The organism is Pseudomonas sp. CROZ-RG-20F-R04-15, from assembly GCF_022662375.1.
Classification (GTDB): Bacteria; Pseudomonadota; Gammaproteobacteria; order Pseudomonadales; family Pseudomonadaceae; genus Aquipseudomonas.
In genome coordinates this window covers 21,892-34,893 of sequence record NZ_JAKNQL010000019.1, presented here as the reverse complement: position 1 = coordinate 34,893, position 13,002 = coordinate 21,892, and the positions used below count along the sequence as shown (strand labels likewise).

11 protein-coding genes are annotated in these 13,002 nt (G+C 58.8%); 1 reads left to right on the top strand and 10 read right to left on the bottom strand.

Annotated elements, in window-relative coordinates; all coding sequences use genetic code 11:
* Nucleotides 1–30: 30 nt before the first annotated feature.
* The 6 genes from L8H52_RS22615 to msbA form a co-directional block, all read right to left on the bottom strand.
* Nucleotides 31–717 (bottom strand): hypothetical protein, encoded by a 687-nt coding sequence (locus tag L8H52_RS22615; protein WP_242208839.1) that lies wholly within the window; start codon nt 715–717, stop codon nt 31–33.
* Nucleotides 718–1,692 carry a glycosyltransferase gene (locus L8H52_RS22610; RefSeq protein ID WP_242208840.1) on the bottom strand — a complete coding sequence of 325 codons (975 nt, stop codon included), beginning with the start codon at nt 1,690–1,692 and terminating at the stop codon, nt 718–720. It lies immediately after the preceding gene.
* A gap of 130 nt (nt 1,693–1,822) precedes the next feature.
* Nucleotides 1,823–3,244: a bifunctional D-glycero-beta-D-manno-heptose-7-phosphate kinase/D-glycero-beta-D-manno-heptose 1-phosphate adenylyltransferase HldE gene (gene hldE / locus L8H52_RS22605; RefSeq protein ID WP_242208841.1), complete on the bottom strand. Its 1,422-nt coding sequence runs from the start codon at nt 3,242–3,244 to the stop codon at nt 1,823–1,825.
* Between the two features lie 64 nt (nt 3,245–3,308).
* Nucleotides 3,309–4,709 carry a PIG-L family deacetylase gene (locus L8H52_RS22600; RefSeq protein WP_242208842.1) on the bottom strand — a complete coding sequence of 467 codons (1,401 nt, stop codon included), beginning with the start codon at nt 4,707–4,709 and terminating at the stop codon, nt 3,309–3,311.
* Between the two features lie 4 nt (nt 4,710–4,713).
* Nucleotides 4,714–5,610, bottom strand: coding sequence for a GNAT family N-acetyltransferase (locus L8H52_RS22595; RefSeq protein ID WP_242208843.1), 897 nt, complete (start codon nt 5,608–5,610; stop codon nt 4,714–4,716).
* Nucleotides 5,604–7,430, bottom strand: coding sequence for a lipid A export permease/ATP-binding protein MsbA (gene msbA, locus L8H52_RS22590; RefSeq protein ID WP_242208844.1), 1,827 nt, complete (start codon nt 7,428–7,430; stop codon nt 5,604–5,606). The genes L8H52_RS22595 and msbA overlap by 7 nt, the downstream gene beginning before the upstream one ends.
* A gap of 125 nt (nt 7,431–7,555) precedes the next feature.
* Here msbA and L8H52_RS22585 point away from each other — a divergent pair, with 125 nt between their 5' ends.
* Nucleotides 7,556–8,209 carry a lipopolysaccharide kinase InaA family protein gene (locus tag L8H52_RS22585; protein WP_242208845.1) on the top strand — a complete coding sequence of 218 codons (654 nt, stop codon included), beginning with the start codon at nt 7,556–7,558 and terminating at the stop codon, nt 8,207–8,209.
* Between the two features lie 3 nt (nt 8,210–8,212).
* Here L8H52_RS22585 and L8H52_RS22580 read toward each other — a convergent pair whose 3' ends face one another.
* The 4 genes from L8H52_RS22580 to L8H52_RS22565 all read right to left on the bottom strand — a co-directional run bounded on the left by L8H52_RS22580 (nt 8,213) and on the right by L8H52_RS22565 (nt 12,889).
* Complete coding sequence (locus L8H52_RS22580) at nt 8,213–9,652, bottom strand: hypothetical protein (RefSeq protein ID WP_242208846.1); 1,440 nt, start codon at nt 9,650–9,652, stop codon at nt 8,213–8,215.
* 74 nt (nt 9,653–9,726) lie between these two features.
* The gene (locus tag L8H52_RS22575) at nt 9,727–10,635 is read right to left on the bottom strand and encodes a glycosyltransferase family A protein (protein ID WP_242208847.1); all 909 of its coding nucleotides are present in this window, start codon (nt 10,633–10,635) and stop codon (nt 9,727–9,729) included.
* Nucleotides 10,628–12,382 (bottom strand): carbamoyltransferase, encoded by a 1,755-nt coding sequence (locus tag L8H52_RS22570; RefSeq protein ID WP_077570529.1) that lies wholly within the window; start codon nt 12,380–12,382, stop codon nt 10,628–10,630. The genes L8H52_RS22575 and L8H52_RS22570 overlap by 8 nt, the downstream gene beginning before the upstream one ends.
* Nucleotides 12,383–12,553: 171 nt before the next feature.
* On the bottom strand, nt 12,554–12,889 hold the full coding sequence (locus L8H52_RS22565) for a YceK/YidQ family lipoprotein (protein ID WP_242208848.1): 336 nt from the start codon (nt 12,887–12,889) through the stop codon (nt 12,554–12,556).
* Between the last annotated feature and the right edge of the window lie 113 nt (nt 12,890–13,002).

Genomic DNA, 13,002 nt, shown 5'->3' with positions numbered 1-13,002 from the left:
GCCTGCTGGCAACCGGATAGACGATATCGCTTACTTTGGCCGAAACAGCTTTTGCCACCAGCGACGGGGTTGCAGTGGCACCACGATGATGTCCGACTTCTGCAACCAGTCACGCTCATAGTCCCAGGCATGGCCACCCCACAGTTTTCCTGCTTCGTTGGAAAAGCCCAGGGTCATGAGCTGATAGGTATAACCGGCATGAGCGCGCAACCAGTCGAACAACACCAGCGTGTTGAAACCGGTGGAAGGCCCGACGTAACGCTTGCCACCCGGGCGATCGACCGGGTAGTTCCATAGTGGCGGCAGTGGAATGCGATCCCAATACATGGCCACGCGAGACAGTGGACACATCGGTGCGGCGCAGCCCACCAGCATGCTGAAACAACGTTCGCTCGCCTGTTCGAACATCTGCTGTACCGGCGGCGCGTAAGGCAGACCAAAAAAATACGCGTCCGGCGCGTTGTAGCCATGCACAAAGACATTGACGCTCTGCTGGTTGAGCAGCGTCGCTTTGATGCAGGTATTGAAGCTGACGACGACGTCATCGGCGCCAATGTTCAACGCCTGAAAGTCCGCAGGGGTGATGGCCGGGTTGTTGGCAATCAACACAACCCGAGGTGCACGGCTCAGACAGTCGAGAAGATCTGTCGGTAAAGCACCCAGTACGGACTGATCACCACCGGGCAGCGCATCCAGCGCCATGTGTTCGTCCTTCATTCAGACCGGCACCTTCATCCCGTAACGCAGCTTCACCCAGAAACGTGTGAACGCAGACGGCGGCTGCCATGGGCGCATCTCACGCTGGATTTCCGTGGCCAGTGCCTGACCGACCCGGGCAAAGGAATAGTGGCTTTGCGCGAATTCCTGGCCGTTGCGGGCAATGCGCTCTGCCAGTTCCGGATCGCTTTGCAGCAGCTTGATCTTTTCCACCGCCTCTTCTTCGCTGCGATAGAACACGGTGTTGTGCATGTCTTCAAAGCCGAGCAAGCGGTCTTCTTCGCCCTGACTCCAGGCCAGCAGCACACAGCCGCAGGCCATGGCTTCATAGTTCTTGATCATGAACTCGTTCATGCCGATGTCGGCGCTGACGAAGATCCTGATGCGATTGAGCGTCTGCAGGTATTCCTCACCCGACTGGGTACGGGTCACCAGCATCCCGGTACGCTTGGAGAGCGATTCGAGCATGGCTTTGCGCTCGGCATACTCGGTGCTTTTCAGGCTGCCAAGAAAACCGATGGGAATGTCCCGCTCAACGCCAGTGTTGTGCAGCATCTGTTCGTCATAACCCTTGGAGACGAACACCGTGTCGATACCTTCCGCCTGCATCTTGCGCGCGACAACAGCACCGGACACCAGCGCCCGACAACTCGGCAGACGCCGATAGAGCCGTGAATACACGCCGCGGTACTTACTCGCGGACATGTAGTTCTGGTACGCGTCGTGCTCGAGAAAGACCAGCCCGGGGATGCACTTGAGCACCTGCAGTTGCGTGGCCAGACGCTTGACCCGGGAGAAAATCACCACGCGATCAAAGGTCTGGTAATCGACCGAGGCGAGAAACGACCCCAGATTCAACTGCTGCTGTTTGCTCAAACGATAGATGAAACATTCATCACAGTTCTGCTGCACGATGTCGTAGAGCCGGTCGAGAATGACCCGCTGCTCGTCCATCACCAGGAGCATGACTTTCATAGGCTAATTGACCACGCGACGTAGGCAGGCAAGCGCATCGGATTCAAAGCTGCCTACATCAACGGAAACGGTAAAATCCCCAAGGCAAAATCCGTTCACACGCAGTACACAACGGTAAAAGTTCATCTGATCAACGACTGCGGATCTTCTCGACAATCGCAGTTGTCGAGCTGTTTTCCACAAGCCCCAAGACCTTCACGGTGCCGCCATAAGCCGTGACGATATCTGCGCCGACCACCTGATCGATGCCGTAATCGCCGCCCTTGACCAGCACGTCCGGCTTGACCTCGCGCAGCAGATTTTCCGGGGTGCCCTCAGGGAAGCTGATCACCCAGTCCACCGCGCCGAGGCCGGCGAGAACCGCCATGCGCCGGTCAACACTGTTGATCGGTCGGCCAGGCCCTTTCAGGCGGCTCACCGATGCATCATCGTTGACCGCGACAATCAGACGATCGCCCTGTGCCCGCGCCTGTTCCAGGTAGGTCACATGTCCGGCATGCAGAATGTCGAAGCAGCCGTTGGTGAATACAATCTTTTCGTTGTGCGCACGGGCATCGGCCACGGCGAGCAACAATTGCTCCAGCCCCAGAACACCACGCTCGGAACCTTCTTCACGCTGGATGGCGCGACGCAGTTCCGGGGCACTGATGGCGGCTGTACCGAGTTTGCCAACCACGATGCCGGCGGCCAGATTGGCCAGCGCAACGGCGTGGGGCAGGTCTTCACCGGCAGCAATCGCTGCGGCCAGAGTCGAAATCACGGTGTCACCGGCACCGGTGACGTCGAACACTTCGCGGGCACGGGCCGGCAGGTGCAGTGCCGGCTGGTCCGGACGCAGCAGGGTCATGCCGTGCTCGCCACGCGTTACCAGCAGCGCGCCGAGTTCGAGGTCGTGCATCAATGCAGCGCCCTTGCTCACCAGTTCATGCTCATCGACGCAACCGCCGACGATGGCTTCGAATTCGCTGAGGTTCGGGGTGATCAGGCTGGCGCCGCGATAAATCGAGAAATCCTTGCCCTTCGGGTCGGCCAGCACCGGAATGTTCTTCGCGCGGGCGGCTTGGATCAGCGTCTGATGGTTTTTCAGGGCACCTTTGCCGTAGTCGGAAAGTACCAGCACCTTGATGCCTTCGAGCAGGTCGTCGACCTGCGAGCCAAGGGCCAGTGCATCGGTGGCGAACGGTTCTTCAAAGTCGATACGCAGCAGTTGCTGGTGCCGGCTCATGACCCGCAGCTTGACGATGGTTGGCTGGTGCGCAATGCGCTGGAACAGGGCACGTACGCCCGCGCCTTTGAGACTGTTGCTCAGGCTGTCGGCGGCTTCGTCGTCGCCGGTCACACCGACCAGCGACGCCGGCGCACCCAGCGCGGCAATGTTCAAGGCAACGTTCGCGGCACCGCCCGGACGATCTTCGATCTGCTCGACCTTAACGACCGGCACCGGCGCCTCAGGGGAAATCCGTGAGGTTCCGCCATGCCAGTAACGGTCGAGCATGACATCGCCGACTACCAAGACCGGGGCTTGATCGAAACGCGGCATGGACAACTTCATGGAGCAACCCACATACAAAATGAACAGGGGCGCGATATTAACACAGGGTAAAGCGCCGTCCGCCTCAATCTGAAAGGTCGCGTACCCAGAACAATTCATGACGCCGGACCGCTTTGCGGAAAAACTCGTTACTGCCTGTTTCAGGCCAACGACGGCCCGCCAGGCCTTGCTGGATCCAGCGGCGCAATTGCCGCTTGAACGCCTGCCCCCCCTGCAGATCGTGCTCCATGGCCAGGGCCATGGCTTTGTCCAGTTGCACGTCCGCCGACAACAGCGGGCTCCACAGCCGATCCGCCGGCAACGGCTCGATCGCGGGCGGCAGCGCAATACCGGCACCGGCGGGCCCCATCGGCCAGCGATCGTTGTCGTGCAGGTGATTGGCGTACATCAGCAGGGTGGCCGGTTTCCAGCTACTCAGCTTGATAGCCTCAAGCAGCGCTTGGGTAGACGCCACATGATCACTGTGGGGATCGAGTTCAGGGTGTGGCGTCACCACGACTTCCGGGCGATAGTGCTCAAGCAGCGCCGCCAGGTCGCCCAGAAGATTGTCCCAGGTCGGTCGTCCATCAACGTCGGCGGGCAGGGTCAACGGGTTGTGCCGGCGCACACTGCGCACGTCGCTTTCCTGCGACTCACGTGAGCCGAACGCCTGGCTCGGCTCTTCGGCCATCGACGGCAGTTGCAGGCAGTAATAACCCAGCTGCACGCAGCGATCGGCAGGCACGCCCCCCCACAACGGAATCACCAGACTGTCCCAACTGCGCAAACGGCCCTTCAAGCGTGCCGCGGCGGCTTGATCAAGACCCAGGCGCTGAAAGTCTTCGGCCTCTATTTCGCCCTGGGTCAGGGTGACGACACTGACGTCTTCACATCGGCTATAAAGGCCAAATGCAGCGAGTTCGGCATCGTCGGCATGGGGGGCGATGACCATCACCCGCTGGCGGCTGTAGTCAGGGTTGGCCATGACCCACAACACCCCCGTCACAGCCGGTACGCAATATCGGCCACGCAGGGCCAGAGCACCTTGCGCCAGCGCATCGGCCTGACCGGACAGGTTAAGGAAACGCCGGCCTTTGACGCCACGCTCGAAGTCCTGGCGATCATCGCCCACGTCAACATAGGGGTCGAACCAGCGCCCCAGCCAAGTGGACTTCACTTCAAGTTCAAGCAGCAAAGTCTCGCCCTGCGCCAGCGACTCGCTCAGGCGCAAAACGCCGCCCTCAAGGCTCACGACCTGCCGCGCGGTTTGTGCTGGAAAGTTGTACTGGTAGTCGTCAGAAGGGCGATAGAACAAGTGATCGGCAAACCAGGCCTCGTGAGCGACCCAAGCCAGCACCAGTAATACCGGCACCAGCCACCAGGCGATCAGGAAGCCGATCAACAACAGCACCACCATAAAAGCGATCAGGAACAGACGCTTGTTGCGTCGATGGGCCTTGAGAAGCTGTTGCTTGCGAGCGCTCATGGATTCAGACCTTGTAGACCGGCACCGTGTGGCACCAGCGATCCTTGTACTCACGGTCGGCACGACCGAATGAATAGCGCAGAGGCTTGCCCAGCGCTTGCGCGTGCGCCCAGGCCTCTTGGGTATTGACGAAACTCAGCACACTGCCAGGACTGAACTCGCGGCTCTGTGGGTCGACGCCACCGTTGATGTATTCCAGCGAAACCCATTGCGGGGCTTCGACGCGGTACAGCACCTGAATGGCAACGGGCGCCGAATCGAGCATCGCCACGGAACCGGTCATGAATTCACGCAGTAAGGTGAATACTTCAACCAGCCCCGCCTTGCCCGGCACCTCAAAACCCCAGCGACGCTGAAACAGATCACCGTAAGCGGCAGCCTGCTCCTGCGGGGTAAAGTCGGACATTGGCACCAGCGATCCGCCCGCCTCTTCCAGCAGGCGCTGCTCGCGACGCTGGTTGTAGCGGAACTTCTTCGAATACTCTTCTGGCAATCGCGCCAGCGCCAAGCCCTCAGGTTGCGGCTTCAACGTGCTGATCTGCTCGGCATTGAGCTGAGACACATACGCCATGCGCTGGCGCACCGGCACGACGACTTCGGGAGCGATCGGCAGGATGATTTCCGCATTGCCCATATCGAGCAATCCGCGTTTGCCCTCACGCTTGAGGACTTCCTTGGACAAGGCAACATGCCGCCCCCAGCAGGGAATGGCGGCAAGCACCTCACCGCCAACGACCCAGCCCAGGTAGCGCAACTCGATGCCCAGAAATATCGACAAGCGCTCGACGACCTCGGGATGCGTGGCGAAGCTGCCACCAAAACGCTGCCAGGCCTGGGCGTAGCTGTCGCGGTCGATTTCGGTCCAGCCACGCTCGCGAAAGCTGCGAAACATCCTCAGCATACGTTGGTCACGTGCGCCGGCTGTGGCTCGTCACCCTCTTCGAACTCTTTGGCGTGCAAACGCGCGTAATAGCCATTTTGCTCGAGCAATTGTGCGTGAGAGCCGCGCTCGACGATGCGGCCCTCGTCCATGACCAGAATCAGGTCGGCCTTTTCGATGGTGCTCAAACGGTGAGCGATCACCAAGGTCGTGCGGTTTTTCACCACATGATCCAGTGCAGCCTGAATATGTCGCTCCGATTCGGTATCGAGAGCCGACGTAGCCTCGTCGAGAATCAGCAGCGGCGCATCCTTGAGCAGCGCCCGGGCAATGGCAATGCGCTGACGCTGGCCGCCGGACAGCAGCACGCCGTTTTCGCCAACCATGGTTTCATAGCCTTGCGGCATCTTGATGATGAATTCGTCGGCATAGGCCTCTGTCGCCGCGCGCTTTACTTCATCGAACGGCGCGCCGGCCAGATCGCCGTAAGCGATGTTGTTGGTCACCGTGTCGTTGAACAGCGTGACCTGCTGGGTCACCAGAGCAATCTGCCGACGCAGGCTGCGCAGGGTGAAGTCCTGCACCTGCACGCCATCGAGCAGGATCTGGCCCTGAGCATGATCATGTTGGTAAAAACGCGGAATCAGGCTGGCCAGGGTCGACTTGCCGCTGCCCGAGCGGCCAACCAGAGCGACCATCTGCCCCGGTTCGACGACGAAGCTGATGTCGTTGAGCACCGCTTTGTCGGTGTCGGGATAATGGAAGCTCAGATTGCGCACTTCCAGACGACCTTCGAGACGATCCTGCTCGACCGTGCCCTGATCCACTTCCGCCGGCTCATCCAGTTGCTCGAAAATACTTTCGGCACCGGCGACGCCTTTCTGGATGGTCGAACTGACTTCCGACAATTGACGGATAGGCTTGGGCAGCAGGCCAGCCATGGTGATGTAGGCCACCAGGTCGCCCGGCGATGCGTCGCCGCGAAGGTACAGCACGAGGAACATGACCACGGCCATGGCGCTGTACGTGACCAGTTGCAGCATCGGCGTGTAAACCGCGCCGGTCTTGGTCATCGTCAACTGCTTGTCGGTATTGCTCTGGCTGGCATCGCGAAAGCGATCCTTTTCGTACTGCTCGCCACCGAAACTGCGCACAACGCGGTAGCCATGAATGGTCTCGGACGCGACGTGCGTGACGTTGCCCATCGAGACCTGGATCTTCTTGCTTTGCTTGCGGAATTTCTTGCTGGTGCTGTTCACCATCAAACCGATCAACGGCAGAATCGCGACCATCACCAAGGTCAGTTTCCAGTTCATCCACAGCAGCGTGCAGAACAGAAAAATCACGGTCATGCCTTCACGGATGACGACTTTGATCGCATCCGTCGCGGCACCGGTAACCATGGTCACGTTGAAAGTGATGCGGGAAATCAGGTGGCCGGAATTGTTCTTGTCGAAGAAGCGATTGGGCAACTCGAGCAATTTGTTGAACAGCACGACACGCAAGTCATGCACCAACCCCAGCGAAACCCGCGCCAGGAAGAAGTTGCCCAGGTACGAGCCCACACCCTGCCACAGTGCAATGAATACGATCATCAGCGGCACGGTTTCGAGCAACTGCAGCTTGCCCAGATAAGGGTTGCCCGGGAACAGACTGGCTTCAGGATTGGCCAGACCGTCGACAAAGTACTTGAGGATGTAGGCGAGCATCGGTTGAGTCGATGCGAAAATCAGAAACCCGACGATGCTGAGAAGGAAAAGGCCGGCATAAGGCCGCACGTAAGCCAAAAGGCGGAAATAGATCGCCAGCGTGGACTGGGCTTTCGGTTCAGGACTGCTCATGGTGATCCGCGCAATTCAGTGAGGCGCCGATGATATCACACGCGTTTTTGCCCCGATAAACATGACTTCGAACCAGCCTTCGGCCAAGTCGGTTAAGATACCCCGCTAATGATGGGGAGCCGGATATGCAATCGATTGATCACAGCACTTACGAGGCACTGCGCAAAGGTGCACACGTACTGGAGGCCGACGGTTCCGGCGACAAAGTGCTCAGATTGGCCGATGGACGCATGCTCAAGCTGTTCCGCCGCAAGCGGCTGCTCAGTTCGGCGCTGTTCTATCCCTATGCACAACGCTTTGCCGACAATACCCGGGCACTCGAGCAACGCGGCATCCTCTGCCCGAAAGTCATTGCGGTCTATCGTATTCCGAGCATCGAACGTGACTGCGTGTATTACAGCCCGCTGGAAGGCAATACGGTGCGTCAGCTGCAGAGTTCTCGCGATGAAGCTGACTCATTGCGATTCCAGCTGGGCGGGTACTTCGCCCTGCTGCACGAAAAAGGCGTGTACTTTCGATCGCTGCATTTCGGCAACGTGGTGCTGACGCCAGACCACCATTTGGGCCTGATCGATATCGCCGACCTGCGCTGCCAGAAACGCGCACTCAGTGACAGCAAACGCCTGCGCAACTTCGCTCACTTGCTGCGTTATAAAGAAGACCGCCAATGGCTGCTGGGCCAGGATGCTGGCGACACGTTTATCGAAGGTTATCGGCAGGCGCTGCCGAGCAACCGGCAAGCGCCGCTGATCTCGCGCCTGCGTCCTCTGCTCGGTTAAATCTCAGCGACCGATGACCACCACGGTGGCCCCTTTGCGATTGGCGAAATGCTCGATGATGCGCAGCTTGTGCGCCACCAGCCACTCATTCAGCCATGGCTCGTCACCCTTGGCCTCGATGAGGAAGTACTGATAGTCGCCAGCGTGCGCTGCCGACATCGCTTCCTCTGCGGTCAATACCGGCATCACGTAGCCGCGACCGGCGTAATAGCTGATCCGTCCATCCTCGAAATAGGTCTTCGCCCCTGGCTCGACATGGGCCGACATCCAGCGGCCGGCCTCGACGTAATGCGTTTTGCCGGCTCCGGTGGAAATGACATTTGACAGCATCACCAGCAACCCCAGAGCCACCAGCCATTTGCCGCAACGCGGGAACTCGCGAACGAACGCTGCCAACCCCATGGCCAGCACGGGCACGAACAACAGATTCAGAAAGCTCAGATAACGCGTGTTCATGAACTGTTGCTTGATGAAAAACAGCACCAGCACCACCAGATACAACACGGCCGCCCAGGCAAACGGACGATAATCACGCCAGTAAGTGCCTAGAACTCCCCAATTGCGCCGCAGCACGAAGGGAACGGCGAACGGGCCCATCAACTTCACGAAGGTGATGGCCATGGTCGCCAGAATGCCAAAGAAAATGATCCGGCCGGCTTCATCCTGGGAGTACTTGTTGATCAATGAATTGGCAAACTGATCGCACAGCAGCTGGAAGGAAGCAAACACGCTGTGCGGCGCAATCATGTCCAGATATAGCATCACCCGCGCCGACATCAGCACACCCGACACCGAAACGGCCAGCAGCCCCAAAATCGGTAGCAGCGAAAACTGGAAGAATTGCATCCGCCTGCTCGACGACCACAAGCTGGGCAACTGCCACAGCGCCAAGGCCGGCACCAGCAGCAAGGCTTCCAACCGGAACAAGGCCGCCGCAACGATTGCCAAATGAATCAATGCCGCCCGCAGCCAGCCGCCACGGGCTTGCCAGCGCAGCGCGAGCCAGAGCGTCAGTGTGCAGAAGAACCAGAAACCGCATTCGCGAATGATGTCGTTGCGAAAGGCGTTAACCGCCGGCATTGCCAGTACCACAAGACATGCCCAACTGGCGAGATGCGCAGACCGCTGGCGGACGCAATCCACCATCAACGCGCTGGTACCGGCAAAAAAAAGACCGCACCAGAGATAGGCACTCAGCTCGAACGGCAAATGCAGGACCGTGTGCGTACCGGCCAGAAGAAAGGAAAACCATGGCCAGTCGAAAGTGGCCCAGGCCACATTGGGCCCGTGTTCGGTGACCTGTTGCGCAATATCAATGTACAGCGCGGCATCACGCCCCACTGTCGCGGTGCCCAGGACGGCGATCAGTGACAGCAGCACACTGCCCAAAAACGCCAGCAAAACCGGGTATTCGTCGATGACTCTGGAGACTCGAGTTGCCACGCTACCGCCCGTACCTTTCACCCAGCCACCTCACCGACATCCGTTACAAGGCCCGCGTCATTTCCGCGACCCGTTTACCGAAACAGCAACCGCAATGCCTTACGGGTGTAGGACCAACGCGAAAACGTCCGCCAGTCCGCACGCAAGGCCTGAAAGTAGAATGACTTGGCCAGCTTGTACTCGCCATGGGAATAACAGTCACGAAACAACGACAAGCAGCGCTGAGCCAGAAAGGCCTGGCGCAAATCACTCATTTCGTCGGGCATTCGTCGACTGGAAAAGACTTCACTGACGACCTGCTCCGTACCGGCGGCAAGGCTTTGGCGCAAATCATGGCGCATGCTGTCGGCATGCTTGTAGATCAGCGCCAAAGGCTTGTCCAGAACGGTGCAGGGATAGCGCGCCAGCACTTGGGCAAACACTGGCAAATCCTCGACGTTGCGCAAATGTTCCGGGTAATTGCCCAGAACGAACACATCACGATGCATCGCGCAGGCGCCATTTGAAATCGATACCGTTTTGCTCAACAGGTAGCCCTGCAAGCGCTGCCGCGGCGTCACAGGCAACGGCTTGGCCGCCTGCAAGCTGCGTCGCCCGTCAGCGAACACCGACCAGTGTGCACCGATCACCATCAGGCTGTGCGGATGACTGGCAATATGCTCAGAAAGCGCAGCCAGTGCGCCGGGAGCCATTTCGTCATCGGAGTCGAGGAATACCAGATACTGCCCGGTCGTCTCCTCAAGCCCACGATTGCGCACCGACGACAATCCGCCATTGGCTTTGCGCAGCGCGCGAAAACGCCCGCCATGTTTGAGCAGGAGTTGTTCGACCACCTCAGGCGTATCGTCCGTCGACCCATCGTCGATGACCAGCAGATCCGCCGTCGTTTCATCCAACTGCGCCAACACCGACTCCACTGCACGTGGCAGGGTTCGCGCATAGTTGTAAACCGGAATGACGACGCTGATCAGTGTTTCAGTCAAGTTCGTATCCTTTTACACCCTCTTTAACGACCAGAATATCTTCCATGATCAGGTATTCCAGGTCAGAACCGAAAAACATGTTCAGCGCGTCAGTCGGCGAGCAGATCATCGGTTCGCCACGACGGTTGAGCGAGGTGTTCAGCGATACGCCGTTACCGGTCAGGTTTTCCAGCGCCTTCATCATGTCGTAGTAGCGTGGGTTGTATTCACGCTTGAGCACCTGGGCACGTGAGGTGCCATCTTCGTGGACAACTTCCGGTACGCGGGTCTTCCACTCTTCCGCCACTTCGAAGGTGAAGGTCATGAACGGTGCCGGATGATCGATCTTGATCATCTGTGGTGCAACGGTGTCGAGCATCGACGGGCAGAAAGGCCTCCAGCGCTCGCGGAACTTGATCTGGTGGTTGATGCGGTCAGCCACGCCAGCCACGCTCGGGCAACCGATGATCGAACGACCGCCCAATGCACGCGGGCCGAACTCCATGCGCCCCTGGAACCAGGCCACCGGGTTGCCATCGACCATGATCTTGGCGATCTGCTCAGGCATGTTGTCGAGCTTGCGCCAGGTCGGCTTGCTCTCGTGACGCGCGCAGGCGGCAATCACGTCTTCGTTGCTGTACGACGGGCCGAGGTAGACGTGCTCCATCTTCTCGACCGGTACGCCACGAGCGTGCGACACGTAGGCCGCGGCGCCGACCGCAGTGCCGGCATCGCCGGATGCCGGTTGCACGAACAGCTCTTTGATGTCGTCGCGGGCGATGATTTTCTGGTTCAGCTTGACGTTCAACGCACAGCCACCGGCGAATGCCAGCTTGCCGGTTTCCTTGAGCACGTCGCCCAGGTAGTGGTCGATCATCTGCAACGCCAGTTTCTCGAACAGCGCTTGCATGCTCGCGGCGTAATGAATGTACGGTTCGTCAGCGATGTCGCCTTCGCGCTTCGGACCCAGCCATTCGATCAGCTTCGGCGAGAAATAGAAGCCTTTGCCCTTCTCTTTGTAGCGACGCAGGCCGATGACATTGGCGTAGTCGGTGTTGATCACCAGCTCGCCATTTTCGAATGAGGCAAGACGCGAGAAATCGTACTTGCTGGCGTCGCCGTACGGCGCCATGCCCATGACCTTGAACTCACCGTCGAGCATCTCGAAACCGAGGAACTCGGTGATCGCGCCGTACAGGCCGCCGAGGGAGTCCGGATCGAAGAACTCCTTGATCTTGTGAATCTTGCCGTTTTCGCCGTAGCCGAAGAAAGTCGTGGCGTACTCGCCTTTGCCGTCGATACCGAGGATCGCGGTTTTTTCTTTAAAACCGGAGCAGTGGTAAGCGCTGGAGGCGTGAGCGAGGTGATGTTCGACCGGTTCGATCTTGATCTTTTTCGGATCGAAACCCAGTTGCTCAAGGCACCAGACGATCTTGTTGCGATAGCGCTTGTAGCGACGGTTGCCCATCAGGATCGCATCAAGGGCACGATCCGGTGCATACCAGTAACGCTTGGCGTAGTGCCAGCGCGCCTTGCCGAACAGGCTGATCGGGGCAAATGGAATCGCAACCACGTCAACATCGGACGGCTTGATGCCGGCCTGTTCAAGACAGAACTTCGCCGATTCGTAGGGCATGCGGTTCTTTGCATGCTTATCACGTACGAAACGCTCTTCTTCAGCCGCCGCCACCAGCTTGCCGTCGATGTACAAGGCTGCTGAAGGGTCATGGCTAAGGGCGCCGGACAGGCCAAGAATCGTCAATGCCACAGGGGTCTAGCCTCTTTAGTCTGCGTGCAGGCGCGATGCGCCTTGAATATTGATGTGCCCTCGCACACGGCGAGTGACAGCTAAAGGGCGGGATTATAGCGTAAACGAGTGGGGAATTACCCTGCACGATTGCCCCAGGGTGAATGGTTTGGAGAAACCTTGCCCTGTGCCTCAATAACCGCCCTTTCGCCAGTAAATACCAAGGTTGCCGTCGGTGACCTGACGATAAACCGTATAGGGCAGCGCTACTGTATCGAATACACCGGACAATGGCAGGTCCAGCAGCACGAATGGCAGCAGAAATCCGCTGGGATCAGGAGGCGCATTCAATACGCAGAAATCAAAGGCCAGACCGCTGTAAATCCGCGGAATGGATTGGCAGTAGGTTTTTTGCTTGCGCATGTCCCGCGCCGCGTCGGCATCGTCCTGCAAGACGGTCATGGCGCTGCCACAACCCGCCAGAACCCATGAAAATACGCCCAGCGTTACAGCCTGTTTGATGGTCAAGATTCGCCCTCCAATGTCGTCGGGCAAATTAGCATCGGGGCTGAACGGGGCACAGTTCATGGCTTCTGGAGAGGCTGTAGGACAAGTCGCTGAATCTTGTCCTCCACTGCTGT

Bases quoted from the DNA above. Each gene is read 5' to 3' on its own strand.
- L8H52_RS22600 (WP_242208842.1), bottom strand. From the start codon at position 4,709: ATGAGCGCTCGCAAGCAACAGCTTCTCAAGGCCCATCGACGCAACAAG.
- hldE (WP_242208841.1), bottom strand. From the start codon at position 3,244: ATGAAGTTGTCCATGCCGCGTTTCGATCAAGCCCCGGTCTTGGTAGTC.
- L8H52_RS22595 (WP_242208843.1), bottom strand. From the start codon at position 5,610: ATGCTGAGGATGTTTCGCAGCTTTCGCGAGCGTGGCTGGACCGAAATC.
- L8H52_RS22610 (WP_242208840.1), bottom strand. From the start codon at position 1,692: ATGAAAGTCATGCTCCTGGTGATGGACGAGCAGCGGGTCATTCTCGAC.
- L8H52_RS22615 (WP_242208839.1), bottom strand. From the start codon at position 717: ATGAAGGACGAACACATGGCGCTGGATGCGCTGCCCGGTGGTGATCAG.
- L8H52_RS22585 (WP_242208845.1), top strand. From the start codon at position 7,556: ATGCAATCGATTGATCACAGCACTTACGAGGCACTGCGCAAAGGTGCA.
- msbA (WP_242208844.1), bottom strand. From the start codon at position 7,430: ATGAGCAGTCCTGAACCGAAAGCCCAGTCCACGCTGGCGATCTATTTC.